The 23,828-nt window shown below is 56.0% G+C and carries 27 protein-coding genes and 1 tRNA gene; 16 read left to right on the top strand and 12 right to left on the bottom strand.

What is annotated here, in order from left to right; translation table 11 throughout:
- Positions 1 to 24: 24 nt before the first annotated feature.
- The 7 genes from C7H08_RS14560 (at position 25) to C7H08_RS14530 (ending at position 5,512) form a co-directional block, all read left to right on the top strand.
- On the top strand, positions 25 to 1,233 hold the full coding sequence (locus C7H08_RS14560; protein WP_106672970.1) for a PP2C family protein-serine/threonine phosphatase: 1,209 nt from the start codon (positions 25 to 27) through the stop codon (positions 1,231 to 1,233).
- Between the two features lie 13 nt (positions 1,234 to 1,246).
- Complete coding sequence (locus C7H08_RS14555; protein ID WP_106672969.1) at positions 1,247 to 1,738, top strand: STAS domain-containing protein; 492 nt, start codon at positions 1,247 to 1,249, stop codon at positions 1,736 to 1,738.
- Between the two features lie 54 nt (positions 1,739 to 1,792).
- Positions 1,793 to 2,854: an NAD(P)H-dependent glycerol-3-phosphate dehydrogenase gene (locus tag C7H08_RS14550; RefSeq protein ID WP_106672968.1), complete on the top strand. Its 1,062-nt coding sequence runs from the start codon at positions 1,793 to 1,795 to the stop codon at positions 2,852 to 2,854.
- Between the two features lie 22 nt (positions 2,855 to 2,876).
- Entirely contained in the window at positions 2,877 to 3,326 is a 450-nt protein-coding gene (locus C7H08_RS14545) for a SixA phosphatase family protein (RefSeq protein ID WP_106672967.1), read from the top strand.
- A 42-nt stretch (positions 3,327 to 3,368) separates the two neighbouring features.
- Positions 3,369 to 4,265: a radical SAM protein gene (locus C7H08_RS14540; RefSeq protein ID WP_106672966.1), complete on the top strand. Its 897-nt coding sequence runs from the start codon at positions 3,369 to 3,371 to the stop codon at positions 4,263 to 4,265.
- A gap of 17 nt (positions 4,266 to 4,282) precedes the next feature.
- Positions 4,283 to 4,849 (top strand): DUF1285 domain-containing protein, encoded by a 567-nt coding sequence (locus C7H08_RS14535; protein WP_106672965.1) that lies wholly within the window; start codon positions 4,283 to 4,285, stop codon positions 4,847 to 4,849.
- A gap of 201 nt (positions 4,850 to 5,050) precedes the next feature.
- A complete protein-coding gene (locus C7H08_RS14530) occupies positions 5,051 to 5,512 on the top strand; it encodes an FKBP-type peptidyl-prolyl cis-trans isomerase (RefSeq protein WP_106672964.1) in 462 nt (153 codons plus the stop codon).
- Between the two features lie 133 nt (positions 5,513 to 5,645).
- Here the strand turns inward: C7H08_RS14530 and C7H08_RS14525 are convergent, their stop codons facing one another.
- Positions 5,646 to 7,298, bottom strand: coding sequence for an electron transfer flavoprotein-ubiquinone oxidoreductase (locus tag C7H08_RS14525; protein WP_106672963.1), 1,653 nt, complete (start codon positions 7,296 to 7,298; stop codon positions 5,646 to 5,648).
- A gap of 430 nt (positions 7,299 to 7,728) precedes the next feature.
- Between C7H08_RS14525 and C7H08_RS14520 the strand changes: the two genes are divergently transcribed.
- Together C7H08_RS14520 and C7H08_RS14515 are read left to right on the top strand one after the other, a co-directional pair.
- Positions 7,729 to 8,478 (top strand): electron transfer flavoprotein subunit beta/FixA family protein, encoded by a 750-nt coding sequence (locus C7H08_RS14520; protein WP_106672962.1) that lies wholly within the window; start codon positions 7,729 to 7,731, stop codon positions 8,476 to 8,478.
- Positions 8,479 to 9,420 carry an electron transfer flavoprotein subunit alpha/FixB family protein gene (locus tag C7H08_RS14515; RefSeq protein ID WP_106672961.1) on the top strand — a complete coding sequence of 314 codons (942 nt, stop codon included), beginning with the start codon at positions 8,479 to 8,481 and terminating at the stop codon, positions 9,418 to 9,420. It begins immediately after the preceding gene.
- 30 nt (positions 9,421 to 9,450) lie between these two features.
- Here C7H08_RS14515 and C7H08_RS14510 read toward each other — a convergent pair whose 3' ends face one another.
- Entirely contained in the window at positions 9,451 to 9,906 is a 456-nt protein-coding gene (locus C7H08_RS14510; RefSeq protein WP_106672960.1) for a hypothetical protein, read from the bottom strand.
- A 12-nt stretch (positions 9,907 to 9,918) separates the two neighbouring features.
- Complete coding sequence (locus tag C7H08_RS14505) at positions 9,919 to 10,248, bottom strand: hypothetical protein (RefSeq protein ID WP_106672959.1); 330 nt, start codon at positions 10,246 to 10,248, stop codon at positions 9,919 to 9,921.
- Between the two features lie 187 nt (positions 10,249 to 10,435).
- Between C7H08_RS14505 and C7H08_RS14495 the strand changes: the two genes are divergently transcribed.
- Together C7H08_RS14495 and C7H08_RS14490 are read left to right on the top strand one after the other, a co-directional pair.
- Positions 10,436 to 10,843 (top strand): hypothetical protein, encoded by a 408-nt coding sequence (locus tag C7H08_RS14495; protein WP_106672957.1) that lies wholly within the window; start codon positions 10,436 to 10,438, stop codon positions 10,841 to 10,843.
- Between the two features lie 50 nt (positions 10,844 to 10,893).
- A complete protein-coding gene (locus C7H08_RS14490; RefSeq protein ID WP_106672956.1) occupies positions 10,894 to 12,135 on the top strand; it encodes a saccharopine dehydrogenase family protein in 1,242 nt (413 codons plus the stop codon).
- A 3-nt stretch (positions 12,136 to 12,138) separates the two neighbouring features.
- Here the strand turns inward: C7H08_RS14490 and cydC are convergent, their stop codons facing one another.
- Genes cydC through C7H08_RS14470 form a run of 4 tightly spaced genes read right to left on the bottom strand, consistent with a single transcriptional unit; the run spans position 12,139 to position 17,874 of the window.
- On the bottom strand, positions 12,139 to 13,758 hold the full coding sequence (cydC, locus tag C7H08_RS14485; protein WP_106672955.1) for a thiol reductant ABC exporter subunit CydC: 1,620 nt from the start codon (positions 13,756 to 13,758) through the stop codon (positions 12,139 to 12,141).
- Complete coding sequence (gene cydD / locus C7H08_RS14480) at positions 13,751 to 15,427, bottom strand: thiol reductant ABC exporter subunit CydD (protein ID WP_106672954.1); 1,677 nt, start codon at positions 15,425 to 15,427, stop codon at positions 13,751 to 13,753. Before cydD ends, cydC begins: the two co-directional genes overlap by 8 nt.
- Positions 15,428 to 16,429 carry a cytochrome d ubiquinol oxidase subunit II gene (gene cydB, locus C7H08_RS14475; RefSeq protein WP_106672953.1) on the bottom strand — a complete coding sequence of 334 codons (1,002 nt, stop codon included), beginning with the start codon at positions 16,427 to 16,429 and terminating at the stop codon, positions 15,428 to 15,430. It lies immediately after the preceding gene.
- 2 nt (positions 16,430 to 16,431) lie between these two features.
- The gene (locus tag C7H08_RS14470) at positions 16,432 to 17,874 is read right to left on the bottom strand and encodes a cytochrome ubiquinol oxidase subunit I (protein ID WP_106672952.1); all 1,443 of its coding nucleotides are present in this window, start codon (positions 17,872 to 17,874) and stop codon (positions 16,432 to 16,434) included.
- A gap of 183 nt (positions 17,875 to 18,057) precedes the next feature.
- Between C7H08_RS14470 and C7H08_RS14465 the strand changes: the two genes are divergently transcribed.
- Positions 18,058 to 18,681 carry a class I SAM-dependent methyltransferase gene (locus C7H08_RS14465; protein ID WP_106672951.1) on the top strand — a complete coding sequence of 208 codons (624 nt, stop codon included), beginning with the start codon at positions 18,058 to 18,060 and terminating at the stop codon, positions 18,679 to 18,681.
- 108 nt (positions 18,682 to 18,789) lie between these two features.
- A tRNA-Leu gene (locus C7H08_RS14460) sits at positions 18,790 to 18,876 on the top strand.
- A gap of 48 nt (positions 18,877 to 18,924) precedes the next feature.
- On the opposite strand, the gene C7H08_RS14455 is transcribed toward C7H08_RS14460, so the two are convergent.
- Entirely contained in the window at positions 18,925 to 19,122 is a 198-nt protein-coding gene (locus C7H08_RS14455) for a hypothetical protein (protein ID WP_106672950.1), read from the bottom strand.
- Positions 19,123 to 19,268: 146 nt separating this feature from the next.
- On the opposite strand from C7H08_RS14455, the gene C7H08_RS14450 reads away from it, so the two are divergent.
- A complete protein-coding gene (locus C7H08_RS14450; RefSeq protein WP_106672949.1) occupies positions 19,269 to 20,060 on the top strand; it encodes an enoyl-CoA hydratase in 792 nt (263 codons plus the stop codon).
- 3 nt (positions 20,061 to 20,063) lie between these two features.
- Here the strand turns inward: C7H08_RS14450 and C7H08_RS14445 are convergent, their stop codons facing one another.
- From C7H08_RS14445 to C7H08_RS14435, 3 genes are read right to left on the bottom strand one after another with little or no spacing between them, the layout of a single operon-like run.
- Positions 20,064 to 20,570 (bottom strand): DUF192 domain-containing protein, encoded by a 507-nt coding sequence (locus tag C7H08_RS14445; protein ID WP_106672948.1) that lies wholly within the window; start codon positions 20,568 to 20,570, stop codon positions 20,064 to 20,066.
- Positions 20,567 to 21,328 (bottom strand): ABC transporter permease, encoded by a 762-nt coding sequence (locus C7H08_RS14440; RefSeq protein WP_106672947.1) that lies wholly within the window; start codon positions 21,326 to 21,328, stop codon positions 20,567 to 20,569. Before C7H08_RS14440 ends, C7H08_RS14445 begins: the two co-directional genes overlap by 4 nt.
- Before the next feature lie 24 nt (positions 21,329 to 21,352).
- The gene (locus tag C7H08_RS14435; protein ID WP_106672946.1) at positions 21,353 to 22,273 is read right to left on the bottom strand and encodes an ABC transporter ATP-binding protein; all 921 of its coding nucleotides are present in this window, start codon (positions 22,271 to 22,273) and stop codon (positions 21,353 to 21,355) included.
- A 147-nt stretch (positions 22,274 to 22,420) separates the two neighbouring features.
- Here C7H08_RS14435 and C7H08_RS14430 point away from each other — a divergent pair, with 147 nt between their 5' ends.
- The gene (locus C7H08_RS14430) at positions 22,421 to 22,855 is read left to right on the top strand and encodes a hypothetical protein (RefSeq protein WP_227663286.1); all 435 of its coding nucleotides are present in this window, start codon (positions 22,421 to 22,423) and stop codon (positions 22,853 to 22,855) included.
- A gap of 40 nt (positions 22,856 to 22,895) precedes the next feature.
- A complete protein-coding gene (locus C7H08_RS14425; RefSeq protein ID WP_106672944.1) occupies positions 22,896 to 23,192 on the top strand; it encodes a hypothetical protein in 297 nt (98 codons plus the stop codon).
- Here the strand turns inward: C7H08_RS14425 and C7H08_RS14420 are convergent.
- Positions 23,185 to 23,781 (bottom strand): hypothetical protein, encoded by a 597-nt coding sequence (locus C7H08_RS14420; RefSeq protein ID WP_106672943.1) that lies wholly within the window; start codon positions 23,779 to 23,781, stop codon positions 23,185 to 23,187. The genes C7H08_RS14425 and C7H08_RS14420 overlap by 8 nt on opposite strands.
- Between the last annotated feature and the right edge of the window lie 47 nt (positions 23,782 to 23,828).

Genomic DNA, 23,828 nt, shown 5'->3' with positions numbered 1-23,828 from the left:
CGCTGGTAGTTTAAGGCAATCAACATGACCTCGCGCACCGAGCGCATACTGATTATCGATGCCAACGAACAGGCTCGTGCCGACTTGTCTCGCTACCTCGAAGCGAGGGGCTTTTATGCGACCGGTTTTCCGGATGTAAACTCCGCCCGGGGACTGTTTGACGATAACATTCCTGATGTGATCTTTGCAGACCTCCCGCCAGAAGCCATCAGCGATCTCTCCAAGCGATTGGATGAAACCGGAAACTTCACCCCGATTGTTGCCTGCACCAGCAGTGAATCCAGCTCGGACATTATTCAGACCCTTAGGGCCGGCGCCGCCGATGTTGTGCTCAAACCCTGTAATGATGACAAAGGCGCGCTCGACGATGTCATCGGTAAATTGTTTGACCGGGTTCGGGTCAATCGGCTCAACCAGCTCTACCGACAAGAACTGGAAGAAGCCAACCGGGATCTTCGCGCCGGTATTTCAGAGCTCAGAGCCGATCAGAATGCGGGCCGTAAAGTGCAGTTGAAAATGCTGCCGGATCACGAGCTGCGCCTGTCCGGCCTACAGGTAGACCACCTGATCAAACCTTCCTTATATCTCAGCGGTGACTTTCTCGATTACTTCCGTATCACCGAAGACAAAGTCCTTGTTTACATCGCTGATGTGTCGGGGCACGGGGCGAGCTCCGCCTTTGTCACCGTGTTGCTGAAAAACCTGACCAATCGTCTGCAGCGCAACATGCGGCGCCAGTCCAGTGACGACATCCTGCACCCGGAGCGGTTTCTGGAGCGAATCAACTCGGAACTGCTGGATACCGGTCTGGGCAAGCACGTCACCGTATTTGTGGGCATTTTTTCGATTTCGACGCGGGTCTTGACCTACGCTGTCGGCGCGCATTTTCCGATGCCGATTCTGTCTTTTGAGGGCGGAGAAACGCGCTTTCTGGAGGGCAGCGGGCTGCCCGTGGGTCTTTTTGAAGATCCGAAATGGGAGCTTTATCAAGTCACCCTGGACCGGCCCTTCCGGTTGATTCTGTTTTCTGATGGCATTCTTGAAGTGATTCCGGCCAAATCTCTGGATGAAAAGGAGAAGAGACTACTTGAACTCGTTTCGGGAGGTAGTCACACTATCGCATCGCTGAGTGACGCTCTGGGTCTGGATAAGATCACGGAGCTGCCGGACGATATCGCGATAGTATCGGTAACTGATACCATAAATGGTTCAGACAACACGTCGTCGACTTAGTGGCACGGTGAAAATGGCTGGTTATAAAATCCTGCAAGCTGATCAGCAGGGGATCTATGTCCTGAAGTTTATTGGAGAAATCCGGCTGAACTTATGTTCGACGCTGGACAATCTGGTTGAGTCAATTACCCAGGACCCTCAGTTCAAAACGGTGGTTATTGACCTGACTGAAACGGACATCATTGACAGTACTACTCTGGGATTGTTGGCCAAAATCGCTCTTGCAGCGGAAAAACAGAGCAAGTTTCTGCCTACGCTGATTTCCACCAATCCTGATGTCACCCGCATTATTTCGTCTATGGGCTTTGACAAGATTTTCATCATTGTCCGGGAGCCCGCTTCCCGAATTGAAGAGCTCGAAGAGATTCCTGTTTTGAAGGCCAGCGAACAGCAGGTCAGAGACAAAGTGCTGGACGCCCACAAAGTGCTGATGGGTATGAACAGCAGAAACAGGGAAGAATTCAAGAACCTGGTGCGCGCTCTGGAGTGCGAAGAGCCCGGCTAACACCCCGGCCTTCCCCTTTCCGGGCAATGCCCCAAGCAACAAAACGGAATGGATATGCCTGATAACGCAACGCCCGGCAAAGACGGGGCGACTTCTAGGGATGTGGCCGTACTGGGTGGCGGCAGCTTTGGTACCGCCATGGCCAAGGTGCTCGGCGAGAATGGTCACACCGTCCATTTCTGGATGCGCGACCAAGATCAAGCCGAAGAGATTCGCCAGACCCGTATCAACAAGCGGTATATGCCCAACATCACCCTCGAAGGTGATATTCAACCGACCACAGATCTTGCCGAAGCCGTCCGGAAAGCCGAAGTGGTGTTGGTGGCCATTCCCTCCAAAGCGTTCCGCGCCGTTATCCGCGACAACAGCCAGGTGTTCCGTGACGGTCAAATCGTCGTCAGCCTGACCAAAGGTATTGAGGAGCACGGCTTCAAGCTGATGAGCGAAATCCTCCAGGAAGAAATTCCCAAGTGCCGCTCGGGGGTGCTCAGTGGTCCAAACCTTGCGGGTGAAATCGTCAATCGGGAATTGACCGCAACGGTCATTGCCGCCAAAGATCCAGAGGTGCGTCGAGCCATACAGGAATTGCTGGGTTGCGAGTATTTTCGGGTCTATGCAAACGTGGATGTGTACGGGGTGGAGCTGGCTGGCGCACTCAAGAATATCTATGCCATCGTCGCCGGGTTGGCTTCTGCGCTTGATTTGGGTGAGAACGCGAAAGCGATGCTGATTACCCGCGGCCTGGCCGAAATGAGCCGCTTTGCCGTGAGTATGGGGGCCAATCCGATGACGTTTATGGGCCTGGCAGGAGTAGGCGATCTAATCGCAACCTGTACCTCCAACAAGAGCCGGAACTTCCGTGTGGGCTATGCCGTCGGTAAAGGCAAGAAGCTGGACGAAGCGGCCAAAGAGCTGGGCCAGGTTGCGGAGGGCATCTACACCCTGAAGCTAGTTAAAGAGAAGTCGGAGTCTATCGGCATCTATATGCCACTGGTTCGTGGCTTGTATGAGATTCTGTACAAAGACGCTTCGATTAACGCCGTCATAAGCAGCTTAATGATGGCGGTTCAGAATTCTGACGTCGAATTCATTCTTCCGCGTACCATTACTCAGTGACAATGGGCTGGGAGGGAGCGTTTTGCATCTGATCATCATGCGCCACGGCGAAGCCGGCTGGCACACGCTCGATCAGGAGCGGGAACTGACTGAAGCCGGCCGCGCCGGTGTTGCGACCGTGGCAGCGCAGATCGCCAAGTCGCCCTGGCGACCGGAGCGTATCTGGTCCAGCCCCTACGTTCGTGCCCGCCAGACCGCGGCTATCGTTTCTGAAGTTCTCAATTGCCCGATCCTGGAGTGTGATTTCATTACCCCTGATGACGATCCCGGCCGATGCCTGGATGCACTTCTGGAAACCAGGGCATCGCCACTGATGCTGGTGTCCCATATGCCGTTTGTCGGCAGCCTGTCGACATTACTGGTGGATGGCCATCGCAGGGGCATACCATTCATGACCTCGCAAGCGGTGCTGCTGGACATGCCGGTAGTTGGTCCCGGTTGCGCGGACTTGAAAGCTCAGTTTTTGCCCTGATCTAGTCTATATTCCACTCATTGATATCCATCCCGAGACGCTATGCACAGCTTTCCCATTGACTATGTCGAACCGGTTTTCCGGCCGCCCAGTGAAGCAAAATCGCTGATTTTGCCGGTCACCAACGGCTGCTCGTGGAATAATTGCACTTTCTGCGAAATGTATACGCAACCCCAGAAAAAATTCCGGGCCCGAAAGCCCGAGGATGTGCGCCGGGACATTGCGCGGGCGGCTGAAGCGTTTGAAAGCGTTCCCAGAGTATTTCTGGCTGATGGCGATGCCATGGTACTGCCGACGCGCAGATTGCTGGAAATTCTGGCGGATCTGAAACAGGCATTTCCGGAGTTGCGCCGAGTCTCGAGCTATTGCCTGCCGCGCAACCTGGCGAAAAAATCCGTTGAAGAATTGGCCGAGTTAAAAGAGGCCGGCCTCGGCATTCTATACGTAGGGATGGAGTCCGGTGACGACGAGGTGTTGCGCCGTATCAACAAAGGCGAAACCTGGGAGTCCACACGCTCAGCGCTGACCAAGATCCGGCAGGCTGGTTTGACCAGCTCGGTGATGGTGCTCAATGGCCTGGGTGGAGAAAGCCTGTCCCGACAGCATGCTATCAACACCGCCACCCTGTGTAACGAAACACAGCCCGATTACCTGTCTACCCTGGTGGTTAGCTTTCCCCAAGGTGAAGAGCGCTTTCGTGAGGGTTTTGGTGGGGATTTCGTGCCATTGAGCCAGCAAGGCCTGTTTGAAGAAATTCGCGTGTTCCTGGAACATCTGGAACTTGAGCAGACCATTTTCCGCAGTGACCATGCGTCAAACTACCTGGTGCTCAAGGGCACTCTGGGGCGCGATAAACAGCGATTGCTGGATCAGGTTAATCTCGCTATCGACAAACCCGGGGCGGTTCCTTTGCGAGCCGAGTGGATGCGCGGCCTCTAATCAGGGAGATTTCATCTGTGAGCAGAAAACCCGACGACATCGCTAAATCCGTTGAGCAGGCAACCACTCCGAGAGGGCTGCCGCCGCTGGAAGCCTGGCATCCGGAATTGTCTGGTGACATGGACCTGATCATCACCCGGGACGGCCAGTGGCTCTACCAGGGGGCGCCGATTGCCAGAGAAGCGACGGTCAAGCTATTCGCGACCATTCTGCGCCGGGAAGACGACGGAGAATACTATCTGGTGACCCCGGTGGAGAAATGGCGCATCAAGGTTGAGGATACGCCTCTGTTGGCGCATTCCCTGGTAAGTTCGGGTGGTGGTGAACAACAGGTACTGTCTGTTACCACCAATGTCGGTGAAATCCTGGAGATTGGCGCAGACCACCCTCTGGTCGTTGGCAGCTACCCGGGTACTGAAGAGCCAAGACCGATTGTGCAGGTTCGCCATGGTGTTGAAGCCCGGCTGGTAACGGCTGCGTTCTATGATCTGGCCGAACGGGTAGAAGAGCGCGACGTTCAGGGTGAAGCTCAGCTGGGTGTGCTTAGTCACGGAAAATTCTGGAAAATCGGGCAGGGCGGTTGAAAACTCTGCATTTGACTCAATAAACAAGGTAGAAAACACAGTCTGTCAGTTGTTAAACTGTGCTTTCTGACTTGTTACCGAGCCTGGCTCTCTAACGAGGCCCGGTGGTCGTTAGTTCCTCTGTGCAGTCTGGCTGTTCACGATCACTTTCGATTGCCTACATTTTAAATACACAGTCATTGCGACACGCAAGGAGATCACATGGCCCAACCTCGTGTTGTCACCATCCATTACACGCTCACTAACGACCAGGGAGAACAGCTCGATTCCTCCCGTGTAGAAGGCCGTGAGCCTTTGGCGTATTTGGAAGGTGCTCAGAACATCATCGGCGGACTGGAAAGCGCGCTGAACGAAAAGAACGCAGGCGATCAGGTGAAGGTATCTGTTGATCCCGCTGAAGGCTATGGCGAAGTGAACGAAGAGCTGATTCAGCCAGTTCCACGCTCAGCCTTCGAAGGTGTAGACGCCATCGAGCCAGGCATGCAGTTCCAGGCCCAGACTCCGGGCGGCCCTCAGGTGGTTCGCGTAGTCGAAGTCAGTGACGAGACTGTCACCATTGATGCCAACCATCCGTTGGCAGGCCAGACTCTGCACTTCGATGTAGAAGTGGTAGAAGCTCGCGAAGCAACTGACGAAGAGCAAGAGCACGGCCACGTGCACTGATCTCTTCGGAACGGTTGATCGAAAACGGCTCCCTCGGGAGCCGTTTTTTTTTGGTCTTAAGAAAAGCTGGGGTAGGTAGGCCACAAAAAAGGGCCAGATCGAAATCTGGCCCTTTTTAACTAACGCGACACCCTTACATATTCGGGTAGTTCGGGCCGCCGCCACCTTCCGGTGTTACCCAGGTGATGTTCTGCGAAGGGTCCTTGATGTCACAGGTCTTGCAGTGAACACAGTTCTGAGCGTTGATCTGGAACTTCTTGCCGCTGCCGTCTTCGGCTTCGATTACTTCGTATACGCCTGCCGGGCAATAACGCTGCGCGGGTTCATTATACTTTGGCAGATTTTCCTTGAGCGGAATGTCCGGATCGGTCAGTTTCAGGTGAACTGGCTGATCTTCTTCGTGGTTGGTGTTGGAAATAAACACCGAAGACAGGCGGTCGAACGTCAGTTTGTTATCCGGCTTTGGATAAGTGACCTTCTTGCACTCAGACGCCGGCTTCATGGTGGCGTAGTCAGGCGTGGTGTCGTGGAAGGTGAAGGGTAGGCTGCCGCGCAGAATGTTCTGCTCGAAGAACGCAATCGCTCCACCCACAATATTACCGAACTTGTGCATGGCCGGACCAAAATTACGCTCGGCGTAGAGCTCTTTGTACAGCCAGCTGTCTTCAAAACGCTTCGCAAAACCGGTGATCTCTTCGCCAGTCTTGCCTTCCTTCAATGCATCGAACACTGCTTCGGCGCCCAGGAGGCCTGACTTCATCGCGGTGTGGGAGCCTTTGATTTTGGAGCTGTTCAGCGTACCGGCGTCACAGCCCAGCAGCAGGCCACCCGGGAAACTCATTTTGGGCAGCGTGTTGTAACCGCCCTTGGTGATTGCGCGGGCACCGTAGGCGACACGCTTGCCGCCTTCCAGATACTTTTTGACTTCCGGGTGGTGCTTGAGGCGCTGGAATTCTTCGAACGGGCTCAAGTGAGGGTTGCTGTAAGACAGATCGGTGATCAGCCCAACATACACCTGACCACCTTCCAGGTGATACAGGAAAGAGCCGCCGGTAGAGCCGGATTCGTTCAGGGGCCAGCCGGTGGTGTGCACAACCAGGCCGGGCTCGTGTTTGGCCGGATCAATGTCCCACAGTTCCTTGATGCCGATACCATAGTGCTGGGGGTCTTTGCCTTCGTCCAACTTGAAATCGTTGATCAGGCGTTTGCCCAAATGACCACGGCAGCCCTCGGTGAACAGCGTGTATTTGGCGCGCAGTTCCATGCCCGGCATGTAGCCATCTTTTTCGGAACCGTCACGGGCTACGCCCATATCCCCGGTGATGATGCCTTTGACCTGGCCATCCTCAACGATGGTTTCAGAGGCTGCAAAACCTGGATAAACCTCAACACCGAGACCTTCAGCCTGCTCAGCCAGCCAGCGGCACAGGTTGCCAAGGCTGATGATGTAGTTGCCATGGTTGTGCATGTTCTTGGGCACAAAGGCGTTAGGGATTTTGGTCGATTTTTCCTGGTTTTTCAGCAGGAAAATGTCGTCACGGGTAACCGGGGTGTTCAGCGGCGCGCCTTTCTCTTTCCAGTCCGGGAAGAGTTCATTCAGGGCGGTGGGCTCGAACACGGTGCCGGCGAGGATATGTGCACCGACCTCGGAGCCTTTCTCAACGACACATACAGTCAATTCTTCGCCAGCTTCCTGCGCCAGTTGCATGACGCGGCAGGCAGCCGACAGGCCAGCAGGGCCGCCGCCGACGATCAGAACATCAAATTCCATCGATTCGCGTTCCACGTTGGTCTCCTCAAACAGCTTCTTTTAGTGGATGTTGTTTGCCCGCAGGCCTATCTGTCTAACTGATCAGGGGCGACATCATACCGGTAAAAATGCCTATAGACGACAGCCCCGAGCCCTCTGAGCAGGCCCTTTGTCCCGAAAGGATAACGCATTTGAGAAATCAAACAAACGTTTGTTTGAAATTTGCGCTCGCCTTTGGCATTGTACGTGTACACCGAAATTTCGTGTGTTTTGAGTCGATTTTTAGTATCGTCTCATTGCCAGGCCGGGTCAACCCGGTCTATTGGCTGTGAAGGCAGTCCCGACGCGTCGGATGGGGTCATTGACCCGGTAAAACATAGCCTGCAGTATTGTTTTGCATTATCTAGCAGGCATTCCGTCAGGGATTGCGAGTCATTAAACCCATTTGTAGAAGAACGAGGAATCTATGAAGGTTCTGGTCGCTGTAAAACGAGTTATCGACTACAACGTAAAGGTGCGCGTCAAGCCGGACAATACTGGTGTAGACCTCGCCAACGTCAAGATGGCAATGAACCCGTTCTGCGAAATCGCTGTTGAAGAAGCGGTTCGTCTGAAAGAGAAGGGCGTTGCCAGTGAAATCGTTGTTGTATCCATTGGCCCGAAGGCTGCTCAGGAGCAAATTCGTACTGCTCTGGCACTGGGTGCTGACCGTGGTATCCACATCGAGACTGACGAAGAAGTTCAGTCCCTCGAAGCGGCCAAGCTGCTGAAGGCTGTTGTTGAGAAAGAAGAGCCCAAGCTGGTTATTCTTGGCAAGCAGTCCATCGATTCCGACAACAACCAGACTGGCCAGATGCTGGCGGCACTGACCGGTATGGGCCAGGGCACCTTTGCTTCTGAAGTGGTTGTTGATGGTGAAAAAGTTAACGTAACCCGCGAGGTAGATGGCGGTCTGATGACCGTTGCGCTGAACCTGCCTGCGGTGGTTACCACTGACCTGCGTCTGAACGAGCCGCGTTACGCTTCTTTGCCGAACATTATGAAGGCCAAGAAGAAACCGCTGGACGCCATGAGCCCCGCCGATCTGGGTGTTGAAATCACCCCGCGCCTGTCCACCCTGAAAGTAGAGGCTCCGGCCTCTCGCCAGGCTGGTGTCAAGGTGGCTGACGTTGCTGAGCTGGTGGATAAACTGAAGAACGAAGCGAAGGTGATCTAAATGAGCATCCTGGTAATTGCTGAACACGACAACAGCAGCCTGAAGCAGGCTACTCTGAACGTTGTAGCGGCAGCCAAGGCCATCGGTGGTGACATCGATGTGCTGGTTGCAGGCGAAAACGTAGGCGCCATCGCGGAAGCCGCTGCCAAGGCAGAAGGCGTAACCAAGGTTCTGGTTGCAGACAACGCGGTTTACGGTCATTTCCTGGCCGAAAACCTGGGTGAGCTGGTTGCTGAAATTGGCAAAGGCTACAGCCACATCCTGACTTCTGCCGGTACCACGGGTAAAGACTTCATGCCGCGCGTTGCTGCGCTGCTGGACGTTGCTCAGGTGTCTGACATTATCCGCGTTGAATCTGCCGACACCTTTGTGCGTCCGATCTACGCCGGTAACGCTATCGCTACGGTGAAGGCCAGCGACAGCATCAAGGTGATCACGGTGCGCCCGACTGGTTTTGATCCGGTTGCCGCTGAAGGTGGTTCTGCCTCCGTTGAGCAGCTCGACGTTGTCAAAGATGCTGGTTTGTCTTCTTTTGTAGGCGAAGAGAAAGCCGTTTCTGACCGCCCGGATCTTGCCTCTGCCGGTATCGTGATTTCCGGTGGTCGTGGTATGCAGAACGGCGACAACTTCAAGATGTTGGAGCAGGTTGCTGATCTGATGGGTGCCGCTGTTGGCGCATCGCGTGCCGCGGTGGACGCTGGTTTCGTACCGAACGACATGCAGGTCGGTCAGACCGGTAAGATCGTCGCTCCGCAGCTGTACGTTGCGGTCGGCATCTCCGGTGCCATCCAGCACCTGGCCGGTATGTCTGACTCCAAAGTGATCGTTGCGATCAACAAGGACGAAGAAGCACCGATCTTCCAGGTTGCTGATTATGGCCTGGTTGCGGATCTATTCGAAGCGGTTCCGCAGTTCGAAGAAGAGCTGAAGAAAGTTCTGTAACTTTCTGAACTCTCTAACAAAAAAGGCACCTTAGGGTGCCTTTTTTGTTTTTGAAACAATACGTTTTTCGGCTTTGCCCATAATCAGACTGTCGGCCAGTATGTGCAGAGCCCGGTTGGTTGTCCGCACTGCTTTGTATACCTGTTCGGTTTTCTGTTCATGGCTTTGGCGGGCTTTACGGGCGTTATCCCGGAAGTCCTCGTCTCTCGAGAACATGTCGATAAGGCCAAACGTGGTATTGGCAATCGCTTTATGAACTTTTTCGACAGCGGATGCGCCGCCAGACACCGTATCCTCCAGCAAGCGAGCTCGGTTACGCACTTCCGCCAGATCTAGTCGGCTTTTCTGTATGGCGCTGCGGGCGGCAATGCGATGCGCGTTCAGTATGCGCAGCTGCCGTCGGGATTGTTCGGAAACCCGATAGCCCACAAACAAAAGATAGCCAGTGCCGGCAAGACACAGCGTTGTCAGTAACAGCGCGATCATAGGATGGCCCCTTCAGCGATACTCAATGTGCATGTTGACATCTATATCCCTTTCCAACAGCTCCGTTTCCAATTCTTTCATCACTTCCTGGTAAACCATTTTGCGCGTCATGATCGGGAGCCGGTCGGCCAGAATCCTTCCGGTTCGGGAGTGGCGTTTTGCCAGGGCAATCGGATTGAGAACTCTTAACGTAAGCACCAGCTCCGGATCCTGATGGGTGTCACCGATACCCTCGTTTTCCAGCATCTGACAGATCATCTTGCGTTGTTCAAATAGTTGCCATAATAGTAGGCTGCTGAGTAGCAGCAGAAACAGGCTTGTCAGGGTCAGGAAAGTGATCAAGGTGTGCCTCCACGGTCTGTTTACGCTCTGGTACAGTGTGCAACAGGCCGTGTGGCAAACGATTGGCCGACTGGACGCGGATGCAGATGCATCGAGGAAAGTCGGCCCGGAGATTAAACCTGTTACCATCGGCGTAGAGCTCAACAAGACGCCGTTAATCCCAGAAACACAACAAGGATATTGAACTATGGTCTGGCTGAAGGCGTTTATAGCAGGATTGCTGGCAACGTTGGTTTTTCATCAGGGGCTATTCGCCGTTTTTTACCTGCTCGGCGCTGTACCCGTTGCGCCATATAACCTTACCCCGGTACCCCCGCTTGGTGTTCCTTCGGTGCTGTCTCTTGCCTTTTTTGGGGGTTTATGGGGCATTGCGTTATGGACTGTTGCCGGTCGTCTGACCGGTGCAGGGTATTGGCTGGTTCATATCACGCTCGGCGCCATTGCGCCCACTGCCGTGGCGATGCTCGTGGTGTTCCCGATGAAGGACCTGGCGGTGTCAGTCCAGACCTGGGTCGGCGGCCTGATATTGAATGGTTTCTGGGGGCTGGGAGTTGCCGTGTTTATGGTGCTTATGATTGCAAAAGCCAAGCGCTGACCGTGATTGAAGCCCAATATATTTTTACACTTTCTAATTAAGGATGAACAATGACCCATTCCAAACAGGCAGATTTTGACCTGGTTGTCTTCGGTGCCACCAGTTTTGTTGGACAGATTCTCACCCGGTATCTCGCGGAAAATTACGGCGCCGGTGGCGACGTCAAATGGGCGATTGCGGGTCGGTCCGAAGGTAAACTCAAAGCCCTGAAAGACGGTTTAGGTGCTTCTGCCGCAGATCTGCCGGTGCTTCTGGCAGATGCCACTGATAACGATGCCCTGGCCGCCATGTGCCGTCAAACCCGAGTGGTGATCTCGACCGTTGGACCTTATGCCTTATTTGGTGAGCCCCTGGTCAAAGCCTGCGTCGCAACGGGCACGGATTACTGTGATCTGACCGGTGAGGTACAGTGGATTCGCCGGATGGTTGAGCGTTATGAAGCGCAGGCCAAAGAGACCGGTGCCCGTATCGTCCATTGTTGCGGGTTTGATTCGATTCCCTCAGACATGGGGGTATGGTACCTGCAACAGCAGGCTGAACAGACCTTTGGCCAGACCTGTCAGGACGTCCGTATGCGGGTCAAGGTCGCCAAGGGCGGATTGTCCGGCGGTACCGTGGCCTCGATGATCAACGTCGCCAAAGAGGCCGGTGCGGACCCGAAACTGCGCAAAGAACTGGCAAACCCGTTTTCGATTTGCCCCGAAGGACACCGCTCGAAAGCACGCCAGCCGAGCCTGAAAACCGCGGAATACGATAAAGATTTCGGTGTCTGGCTCGCACCGTTTGTCATGGGTGCTATCAACACGCGGGTAGTGCATCGTTCCAACGCCATGCAAAACGCCCGGTATGGTATGGAGTTCACCTACGACGAAGCCATGATGACCGGTAAAGGACCTAAAGGGCGCTTGACCGCATACGGCATCACCGCGGCGCTTGGTGCCTTCTTTACGGCATCGGCGATTAAGCCGACCCGGTGGGTGGTTGAAAAACTGGTGCCCAAGCCCGGCGATGGCCCCAGCCCGGAAGACCAGGAAAAGGGCTTCTATGACCTGCGCTTTATTGGCCGCACCCAGGATGGTAAGACCATCATCACCAAGGTGACCGGTGACCGTGATCCCGGCTATGGCTCGACCTCCAAGATGCTTGGTGAGGCAGGGCTGTGTCTGGCCTTTGATACCGATGAAACCACCAAGGGTGGTTTCTGGACGCCGGCCTCGGCGCTGGATGGCAAGCTGCTGGATCGCCTGACCAGCAAAGCGGGCCTGACCTTCGAGGTACTGGAAACCCGCTGAGCGTCAGTTCAGGTGCAAGGTGTGACCGGAAGGCAGTAAAGCTTCCGGCCCATGCCCCAGGCTAATGACTGCGCGCCCCTCCAGCCATTGGTTGATCCGGGGCGACAGACGTTCCCGAGTGTCTGCATCGACACCGGTAAACGGTTCATCCAGAATCACCAGCGCAGCCGGGTTCAGTAACACTCGCGCCAGTACTAGCCGACGTGCTTCGCCACCGGATAACCGGTTGCCCGCGCTGCCCAACCAGGTATTCAGACCGTCCGGTTCACGGACAAACCTTTCTGCCAGGTCAACCAGCTCCAGAACCCGCCAGACATCGCCATCCGTCGCAGTGGGATTGCCCAACAGCAAATTCGCTTTTACCGTATCTTCAAATATCACAGTCTTTTGAGTGAGATAAGCGCAGGGCAGGGCCGTGATGGTGCCGGCTTTCAGGTCGATCAAGCCAGCAATGGTGTCTGCCAGAGTGGATTTTCCAGCCCCTGAAGCGCCCACGATACCCAGCCGCTCGCCTAGAACTATGCTCAGTGTGAAGTGGCTGAGAACCGGCGCATGGCCCGGATGACCCACGGATACATCCCGGGCAATCAGGGCCATACCGTCTTTGAGCTGTTGATCAACAGGCTTTTGCCCGGCCTGTTGCGAACCTGGCGTAACCTCATCATTCAAACGTCTGGCAGCGGATAGGGTCGCACCCAGTTTGGCAAAGGCGTCTGGCAGCGTGGCATAGACTTCGATCAGGCCCAACAAGGCAATGGGCAGCAGGACCAGCACCGGGCCATTCAACTGTCCTTGTTGAAACAGCGCTGCGCCTGACCAAAGCGTGATCACAACCGTCAGGTTGACCAATAGATGCGATGCCGCCTGATGCCAACCGGCCTGGCTGTCGACCCGCGCCTGAATGCGCGACACCGACCGGGCCTGGCGCATCAGCCGGCCGGCGTGTTTGCCGGTGCGGCCGGCCGCTGTCAGTTCGGCGTAGCCCTCCAGATGTTCAATCACGTCGCCTCTGAGGGCCTCCTGCTGATCGCTCAGCTGACCGGACAAACTCTGGGTGTGGGCAAACACACGGCGGCTCGCGACATAGATTGCCAACGTCAGCACTGCCAAAATAAACACCGCCAGAGTGCCGGTGAAGAATAGCCAGGCAGCCACCACCAGGATCAGGCTGACGACAGCCGCCAGCACGGTCGGGGCAATCACCCGGAGATACAACGTATCCAGGGCATCCACATCGGCCGTGAGCCGGGACAACCACTGAGCGCCACTTTTCTCGCCCCGGTCGCGCTGACTGGCGGTCGCCATCTGGTTAAACAGCGCCACCCGGATATCGGTCAGCAACTGCAACACCGTATTGTGGTTGTATAACCGCTCCAGATACCGGGACACGGTGCGAGACACCGCGAAAAAGCGAATCCCGCCGCCCGGCACATACAGGTTGATGTAGGCTTGAGTCCCGGCTGCCAGCAGCAGACCCACCAACGCGGTTTCAGTCAGGAACCAGCCAGACAGGGCCAGCAGGCTGATGCCGGACAGCAACGTCGCCAACAACAGCAGGGCACCAATAGTCAGCCGGCCGCGCCGGCGGAAAATCAGCCTCAACCAAGGGCGCAGCTCATGCATCGTGAACCTCCCCGTCATTGACGATCAGTATTCGGTCGGCGAGGGCCAGCAGCGCATGATGGTGGGTCGAGAAAATCAGGGTTTTGCCGGATTCCGCCAACTTGTGTAGCGCCTCCAGAACCAGAATTTCGCTGGTGGCATCAAGCCCGGCCGTAGGTTCATCAAGAAGGATCAGGTCGTAGTTCGCGAGAAAAATCCGGGCCAGACTCAATCGGCGGGCCTGACCGCCGGATAATCCCTGGCCGTCTTCGCCAATCTCGCTGTGAATGCCCTGAGCGCGGCTTTCCAGTACACTGCCGAGGCCTACCTGTCGCAAAGCCGTTTCGATGGCTATGTCCGAGGCATCCGGGCAGGTCAGGCGCAGGTTGTCGGCCCAGGAGCCCTGAATCCAGAATCCTCGCTGGCCCAGCCAGCCGAAGGGTTCGCTGCCGGGAGCGCTACCAAACACCCTCACAGTCCCTTGGTCCGGTTGTATGAACCCCGCCAGAAGGTGCAGTAGGGATGACTTGCCGCCGCCAGAAGGGCCGGTCAGCGCCATCGACTGACCGCGCTGGGCCGACAGGTTCAGCTCAGACAGAACCGGTTTGCCACCCGGGTAACTCAAGGTAATGCTTGTCAGGGCGACGATGTCATCGGTTTGAGTTTCTGTGGGGTGAGTGGTTTTGGCCAGGCCGGCTACGGGTTGATTGAGCCGGGCAAGAATCTCTGACCCCGCACCCAGGGCCGCCGCGCGGTCATGATAATGTTGCGACAGAATTCGTAAGGGCTGGAAGAACTCGGGCGCCAACAACAGAATCAGCAACCCGGAAAACAGCGTGAGCTCCGGGCTGGGGCCGTAGGTGATGTACCCCAACAAACCAAAGCCGATGTAGATCGCAATGACGGCAATCGCCACCGAGGCGAAGAATTCGAGCACCGCCGAGGATAGAAACGCCACTTTCAGCGTTTTCAGGGTGATCCGTCGATACTGGTCGGAGCGCTGATGCAAGGTCTCGCTGGCGCTGCGGGTTTGCCCGAACAGTTGCAACGTGGTCAGCCCACGAACCTTGTCCAGAAACTGGCCAGATAGCCGGCCGATGATTTCGAAATGCTGCTGGTTGACCTTTTCCGCGCCCATACCCACCAACGCCATAAACAAAGGAATCAACGGGGCGGACAACAACAGAAAGATCCCGGCCAGCCAGTCAAGCCAGAACACCAGTATCAGAATTGCAATGGGGATGATCACCGCCAGGGACATCTGCGGCATAAAGCGGGCAAAGTAGCCATGCAAGGCTTCGACATGGTCCAGCCATTCGCGGGTCAAGGTGCCCGCAGAATCGTCTGCAAGCGCCACCGGACCAGAATCCTGCCAGTGACGGTGCAGCTGGCGCCGGGCATCCCGGCGCACCTGCTCACTGCACCTTGCGGCAAAGTGTGACTGCAAACCCTGACCGGCCGCCCGTAGTAGAAGTACACCGATCAGCGCGGCAAATCCGGCGGTTAGCCCGGCAGCCGGCTGGCCGTCAATCACAATCTGATGCACCAGCCAGGCCAGCAGCACCATCTGGAGAATGGTCGCCAGCCCGGCCAAGGCGCCCGCCAACACTGTTATCCGAATCCAGCGCTGACTATTCCGGGCAAGCCCGGAAAGCCATTGGCGGATGTCGGCCTGGGCGGGTTCAGACACTCAGTGATACCCCTCGCCAGCGCGCACCTTGCCCCGGAACACCCAGTATGTCCAGGCGGTGTACGCCAGTACAATCGGGATGACAAAGAGCAGGCCAATTAACAGGAACAGCTGCGACTCATAGGCTGAAGACGCATCCCACAGGGTGTAATTGGGCGGCACAACATAGGGCCAGCGGCTGACGATCAGGCCCAGGTAAGTGGTAATGAACAAGCCCATGGTTGCGACGAAGGGCATGCCCTCGAAACGATATCGGACAGACCGCCAGATCTGGAAAGCGCACAGTAACGTCAGCGCGGGCAGGATCCAGATCACGGTCAGGTTCGAGAACCAGCGCTCGCGAACCATGTCGTCAACGAACGGCGTCCACACACTGATGATGGCAAAGATCACCAACACGGCCGCAAGCAACGGCGTGGTTATCCGGTACGCCCAGTCCTGCAGCCGACCTTCGGTTTTCATGATCAGCCAGGTTGAGCCGAGCAGGGCGTAGCCGGCCAATAAGCCAAAGCCGGTGAGCACGGTGAATGGCGTCAGCCAGTCCAGTGCGCCGCCAACGTAGGCGCCGTTCGCAGTCTCGAAGCCCTGGATATAGGCGCCAACCACTGCGCCCTGTGCGAAAGCCGCAACAGTGGAGCCGCCAGCAAACGACCAGTTCCACAGGTAACGGGACGTTCGGGCCTTGAACCGGAATTCAAAGGCCACGCCCCGGAAGATCAGACCGGCCAACAACAGAAACACACCGATGTACAACGCCGGCAGAATGATGGAATACACCAGGGGAAAGGCCGCCAACAGCCCGGCGCCACCCAGCACCAGCCAGGTTTCATTACCATCCCATACCGGTGCCACCGAATTCATCATGGTGTCCCGATCCTGCTCAGACGGGGCGAACGGGAACAGAATCCCAACGCCCAGATCAAAGCCATCCATCAGCACATACATAATGATGCCAAAACCAATAATAAACGCCCAGATGAGGGCCAGATCAAACAGTTCCATAATCAGTGACCTCCCTGGTTGAGCGGTTTCGCGTGGTTGACAGAGCCTTCGCCAGGTTCAATCTCGAACGGCACATGGGCGGCAGACAACGGCCTGGCTGGCCGATCGGCCCCATGTTCTTCGTCTTTTTCATCGTCTTCCAGGCCGACGTAAAGAACCCGCATCAGATAGTAGACGCCGGCAGAGAAAACGAGAGCGTACACTACGATATAGCCGATCAACGTAAACAAAGCCATGGCCCCGGTCAGCGACGGTGTTACTGACTCGGCATGGGTCATCATGCCGTAGACCAGCCAGGGCGAACGACCCACCTCCGTCACAAACCATCCGGTGAGAACCGCAATAAACGGCGCAATGCTCATGAACCTCAAGCCCTGCAGGTACCAGCGGGCCTGGTAATAGCGACCCTTGGCACGCAGCAGCAGGCCGGTCAGGGCAAACAGAATCATCAACATGCCCAGCCCCACCATGATTCTGAACGACCAGAACACAATGGCCACAGGCGGTTGCTCTTCTACCGCCACCTCATTCAGGCCCGGTACCTCGCCATCCCAGTCGTGGGTGAGAACAAAGCTGGCCAGGCTGGGAATGCCGATCTCGAAATGGTTGGTCTGATTGGCCTGGTCCGGGATGGCAAACAGCAACAGCGGCACATTGCGGGACGTTTCCCAGTTGCCCTCCATTGCCGCGACCTTCATCGGCTGATGCTCCAGCGTGTTAAGGCCGTGGAAGTCGCCAACCACCAGTTGAGCCGGGGCAATGAACAGCAGCAGCCACAGGCACATGGACAAGGCCTTGCGATTGGCTTCCACTTCGCGGCCACGGAGCAGATACCAGGCGCTGACGCCCGCCACCACAAAGCCGCCGGTCAGGAAAGACGCCAACGCCATGTGCAGGAACCGGTAAGGGAAGGACGGATTGAACAGCGCCTGGCTCCAGGACACCACGTGGAAAACGCCGTCACGCAGTTCAATGCCGGCCGGAGTCTGCATCCAGCTGTTAGCGGCGAGAATCCAGAACGACGAAATAAAGGTACCGGTGGCCACCATGATCGCGGCGAACAGGTGAACCCCGGGCGGCACCTTGTTACGACCAAACAACAGTACCCCGAGAAACGCCGCTTCCAGAAAGAACGCCGTGATCACCTCATAACTCAGTACCGGGCCGAGGAAGTTCGCCGTGGCCTGGGAAAAGTTGCTCCAGTTGGTGCCGAACTGAAACGACATCACAATGCCGGAGACCACCCCCATACCGAACACCACGGCAAAGACCTTGGTCCAGAAACTCGACAGCTTTACCCAGACCGGGTTGCGTGTTTTGAAGGCCAGGCCCTCAAGCACAGCAATATAGGAAGCGAGACCGATGGTGAACACCGGAAAAATGGCGTGAAATGACACCACGAACGCGAACTGGATTCGCGATAGGATGAGAGGGTCGAGTTCCATGAATACCTCCGGTAACTCAAACAAGTCATAACAAACGGGCCAGCGAACCCGTTCAGCCGCTGCCTTAGGTCATTTTGTTATGTTGTTATTGCCGGCAGATGTTGCAATGCTACTCAAATCGTAGCAAAACACGATAGGGCAGTTTGTCGCACCCCTTGATCTATAACAATTATGGTGAGCCCAATGAGCTTTTACGAGGACCGAATTCTTCCCCACATCATAGACAAGGCCTGCTCCATGGGCCAGGTCATGAAGCTGCGCAGCCAGATTGTGCCCCGAGCCAAAGGGCGGGTGCTTGAAGTAGGCATGGGTTCCGGCATCAACCTGGAATTTTACGATCAGAACCAGGTCGAGATGGTGTACGGGCTGGAGCCCTCCGCCGGCATGCGGCGCAAGGCGCTGCCCAACCTGAACCGGTCACCGATAAACGTGGAATGGCTGGACCTGCCAGGGGAGAAGATTCCGCTTGCGGACGATTCGGTGGATACCGTCTTGCTCACCTTCACCCTGTGCACCATACCCGACTGGCATGCGGCCTTGTTGCAGATGAAACGGGTGCTGAAACCCGGTGGCGACCTGCTGTTCCTCGAGCACGGCGAAGCCCCGCACGACAGCACCCGAAAATGGCAACACCGGATAACGCCGGGCTGGAAGATGCTCGCCGGCGGCTGCCACCTGAACCGGCACATTGCCGATCTGATCCTGCAGGCAGGCTTTGAAGTCCAGGAGCTAGAAAACCTGTACATGCCCAACGCGCCAAAAATTGCCGGTTACATCTACAAAGGCCGCGCCACCAAGCCGATTTAGCTTGTCAGAAAAGAAATTTCGGCGACTTTGAAACACTCTAGCCGGAACGGAATTGCGTTACGCCATCGGGCCTTATACAATTCCGCCCTCCACGCAGTTCCCTCCGATGCCCGGATGGTGAAATTGGTAGACACAAGAGACTTAAAATCTCTCGACCGTTAGGTCGTGCCGGTTCGATTCCGGCTCCGGGCACCATTTCAATTGATGAAGCTCCAGCGCATCCCACAAGCGTAGTTTCTAAAGTCAACGCTGCTCTTCGTCGTCGATTTCATCTGTATCTTCCTCAGGCCGCTGATTATCGGATTCCTGAGCAGGCATGACCGGCTGTATCCGGTTTATATCGCCGGTGGGCACTTGTGGGTCGTCTTTGATCAGCACCATGGTGGCACCGCCGATAATCAGGACAAATGCCACTATTTTGATTAACAGGGAGCGATTCATAGATTCTCCTTTTAACGTTACCTGCTTCTACTCTGAGGGCGCTGATCGGGAATACAACCAGGCTCCGGCTACTCTCCGAAGGTCGGTTCGACAGACACCGGAGGTTTGGTGATACTGCTCTTAACAGAACGACGGAGAACAGCACGATGACACAAACAACTAATACCCTGGTGCAAAAACACACCGAAGGCGGAATAACCACGTTAACACTGAGTCAGCCGGAGCAGCGAAACAGCTTGTCGATGGCCATGCTGGATGCATTGTCGGAAGTGTTTACCGCTCTCGAGAGCGACGACGAGACTCGGGTAGTGGTGTTGGCGGCGGAAGGCAAGGTGTTTTGCGCGGGGCATGATCTCAGGGAGATTCGTTCACAGTTCGACAGCCATGAATTTCAGCTGGCGCTGTTCCGCCAGTGCAGCAAGGTGATGCAGCAGATAGTGAACTTGCCGAAGCCGGTCATTGCCCGGGTGGCGGGCGTAGCCACGGCTGCGGGCTGCCAACTGGTGGCGAGTTGTGACCTTGCGGTTGCCGAGAGCGGCGCCCGGTTTGCCACGCCCGGTGTCAACATCGGGTTGTTTTGCTCTACGCCCATGGTGGCGTTGTCTCGTAACGTACCCCGTAAACACGCGATGGAGATGCTGCTGACCGGTGAGATGATCGATGCGGGCAGGGCGGAGCGGCTTGGTCTGGTGAATCGTGTGGTGGCAGCGGAAGAGCTGGACGGCACTGTTTACCAGATGGCAGCCACCATTGCCGGCAAATCCGGCCACGCTCTGAAAGTTGGTAAAGCCGCATTTTATCGCCAGTTGGAAATGCCTTTGTCCGAGGCCTACGAGTATACCGCTGAGGTCATGGCGGGCAATATGAAGGCGGTGGATGCGCAAGAGGGGATCTCGGCGTTCCTCGACAAGCGGGATCCGCAGTGGCAGGACAAGTAACCGTCAGTTCGTACAGGTGTGGTCGGCAGGCCAGAGAAGGCGGTCGCCGACGCTGATACCTTGAGCCTCGAAATAGCCGGCGTTCATTTCAACCGCGTTCCAGAACGGCTGCCCGGACGGGTAGTTCGGGCAGTCCCGGCCCCGGGGTGAGGGGCAGGGCGCCATGGTGCGTATGCTGACGATCACCCCGTTGTCATCCAGGTAGGCGATGTCCAGTGGAATCAGGGTCTGAAACATCCAGAACCCGTGCCGGGCGGATCGTTCGCCTCGGTAGGTAAATAACATGCCGGTATCGTCACCAAGTTCTGTGCGGCCCATCAGCCCCCGTTGCCGCTCGCGATCCTCACTGGCCACTTCAAGTACGACGCTGTAGTTGTCGTCATTGGCGGTCACAAAGCAGGCCTCGAAAACGGGTAGGATCGCCTGTTCGCTGGCGTCGGTGGCCCCACAGCCAGGCAGCGCAGCGACGAGACCAACGGCCAGTAACCAAGGGGTTGCCCAGGGCTTCATGAGCGCAGTCGATAGCCGGTTTTGAAGATCCACCACACCGCCGTCATGCAGAGTGAGAGAAACACCAGGGTCATGCCGACACTGATACCGACATGCACGTCAGACACCCCATAGAAGGCCCAGCGGAACCCGCTGATCAGATACACCACCGGGTTGAACAGGCTGATGGTTTGCCAGACTTCCGGCAGCATATCGATGGAATAGAAGGTGCCGCCCAGGAACACCAGGGGCGTAACGATCATCATCGGGACGATTTGCAGCTTCTCGAAACCGTCGGCCCAGATGCCGATGATGAAACCGAACAGGCTGAAGGTGAGTGCGGTAAGGATCAGGAACGACAACATCCAGAACGGGTGCATTACCGAGTAATCGACAAACAGGCGTGCCGTCAACAGAATGATTAGGCCCAGAATGACCGCCTTGGTGGTCGCCGCCCCCACGTAGCCAAGGACAATCTCGAAATACGACACGGGGGCCGACAACACCTCGTAGATGGTGCCGGAGAATTTGGGCATATAGATGCCAAAGGAGGCGTTGGAGATGCTCTGCATGAGGAGTGACAGCATCACCAGGCCAGGGATAATGTAGGCGGCGTAGTCAATGCCCCCGATGTCACCCATGCGGGAGCCAATGGCGGAACCGAACACCACAAAATACAGACAGGTGGAGATAACCGGCGACAACACGCTTTGCATGAGCGTCCGTTTCATGCGTGCCATTTCGAAGTTGTAAATTGCTTTTACACCGTAAAGATTCATTGAACTCTCCGTTCGTGCCGGCGGTTATTCATGGACCAGGCCAACAAATATCTCTTCCAGTGAACTTTCCCGGGTCTGTAAATCGCGATAGTCGATGCCGAGATCGCTCAATGTGCGTAACAGGCGAGCAACGCCGGCCTGTTGCTGCTGGGAATCAAAGGTGTAAATCAGCTCATAGCCGTCATCGGACAATTCGACGGGTTCGAGCGTGAGTTCACCAGGCACCTTGTCCAGCTTGTGCTGCAGGTGCAAACGAAGCTCTTTCTTGCCAAGTTTGGACATCAGCCGGGCTTTGTCTTCCACCAGGATGATCTCGCCATTGCGGATCACGCCGATGCGATCCGCCATTTCTTCGGCTTCTTCAATGTAGTGCGTGGTCAGAATGACGGTGGTGCCGTTTTTGCGCAGCTTGCGCACCATTTCCCACATGTCCCGACGCAACTCCACATCGACGCCCGCCGTGGGCTCATCCAGAAACAGGATACGCGGTTCGTGCGACAGCGCTTTGGCGATCATCACCCGGCGCTTCATGCCGCCAGACAGCGACATAATGCGGTTGTTGCGCTTGTCCCAGAGCGAGAGGTCTTTGAGCACCGTTTCTATATGATCGGGATTGGCGGGTTTACCAAACAGCCCGCGACTGAACGACACCGCATTCCAGACGGTTTCAAAGGAGTCTGTGTTCAGCTCCTGGGGCACCAGGCCAATGGATTCACGGGCCTTGCGATAATCCTTGATGATGTCGTAGCCGGCGGCCTTCACATCGCCGTTACTTTTGTTGACGATACCGCAGATAATCGAGATCAGAGTGGTCTTGCCGGCGCCGTTGGGGCCGAGCAGGGCAAAAATTTCACCCGGGTAGATTTCCAGGTTGATGTCTTTCAACGCTTGAAAGCCATCTTCGTAAGTCTTGTTCAGGTGCTTTACGGAAATGTCCGGTTGCACGGGCGTGTCCTGTTTTGTGGGTGACTCAAACCAGAAAGCCCGACATTTTCTCATGCTGGCAGCCGTTTAGAAACCTTTGCTATGTCGGGATTTATCCCCATAATGCCCACATCGGCAATGTCGGGGATCTGTATGGTACGAGCCATCGTGGTTGTAAGTTTAGTTATCGGTGCGATTGCTCTGGTTGTTTTTGGTCCACGTTTTCTGGACACCACCGCTGACGTTGCAGAACGGCCGCCGTGCGACCTGTTGAAAGCCCCCTGCGAGTGGACGACAAAAGACGGCGACTGGCGGATTACGCTTGTCAGTACGGAGCCGGGCACTCAGGGTATGGAGTACCGGTTGTCAGTTACCGTACCGAAAGCGCCAGACCGGTTTCTGGCGGTTCTGCGTGGGCAATCCATGTACATGGGTGAGTATCCGGTGCCGCTGGTAAGAGAGCAGCCCCTGGAGTATCAAGCCCGGTTTACCGCACCGTTCTGCACAACAGGCGCAGACATGATCTGGCGCATCGATCTGCAGGACGGGCAGGAAAAGTTGCAAAATGTGCCCTGGGCGCTGGTTTTTCAGGCACAAAAATAGTTAAATCCTGCAAAATTCAAGTCTTATCCAGGGAAAAGAGATGGATTACGGGGACAGTGTTCAGAAGGTTCTTCTACGCAAGATTGGTAAAGCTGAACAGGATCTTCTGCAGCTCAAACTGGATTATTGCCGGTTTGTTTTTGGCCTGACTCACCGTGCCCGGGTGACGGCAAACGGTCAAACCTGGCTGGTTCGGTCGGTTGACGTTGAATCCATGACCTACACCGAAGACGGCGACTTTACCAAGCCGGTCGTGACCGGGATACCAGAAGGCGATGATGCCAGCAGTGAGACTGTTACGCTCGGGGCCAGCTGGCAACTCGAACCGGCTAGATAAAAGCGTTACTGGTCACCACCTCGTACAAACTGGAACTGGCAGGCACATACTGGTGATCCTGCCAGAACTCCGCTCCCTCCAAACCCGCCCGATAACACGCCAATAACAGATTGCTGGTGGTCAGCGTCGAAATTGCCTGGACAGCCTCGGGCTGACCGCTACCGGTTTTACGGCTGATAATTCTGGCTACGATGCCGGCAAGCGCCTCGGTGTGTCTTTGGTGGCGTGGGGTGAACGCGCAGGCAGCACCGTACAGCCACGCTGCGGCACAGCTGCGGACCGTTTCCGGGGCACCCGAGAGCATCAAGCCTTTGACACGGCAATCTCGCTCCTGAAGTCCGGCCAGGATGTGCAAACGAGTATACAGCTCGGTTTTGTCGGAGGATGCGTAATCAGGTGTCTGTTGCTTGCGGCGAATCGGTCGCTGTTGAACCTTCGGCTGCGGTGGACTAACAGGGTCGCCACTTGCCATCACACCAACCTGGTGTGTGGATTCTTGCCGAATCAGCGAAAACATGCGTAGGCCAAGCATGCCGAGTAGGAGAATCAACCCTGCCTGGGTAACTGCAACCAATCCGTTGACCATCATAGGTGTATCTGCCTTGAAACGACCAGTTAAATGCGACAGAACAAAGT

The sequence above is a fragment of the Marinobacter halophilus genome (assembly GCF_003007685.1).
Lineage (GTDB): Bacteria > Pseudomonadota > Gammaproteobacteria > Pseudomonadales > Oleiphilaceae > Marinobacter > Marinobacter halophilus.
Note: the sequence above shows the minus strand (reverse complement) of the source record. Positions and strands in the feature narration are given on the sequence as shown.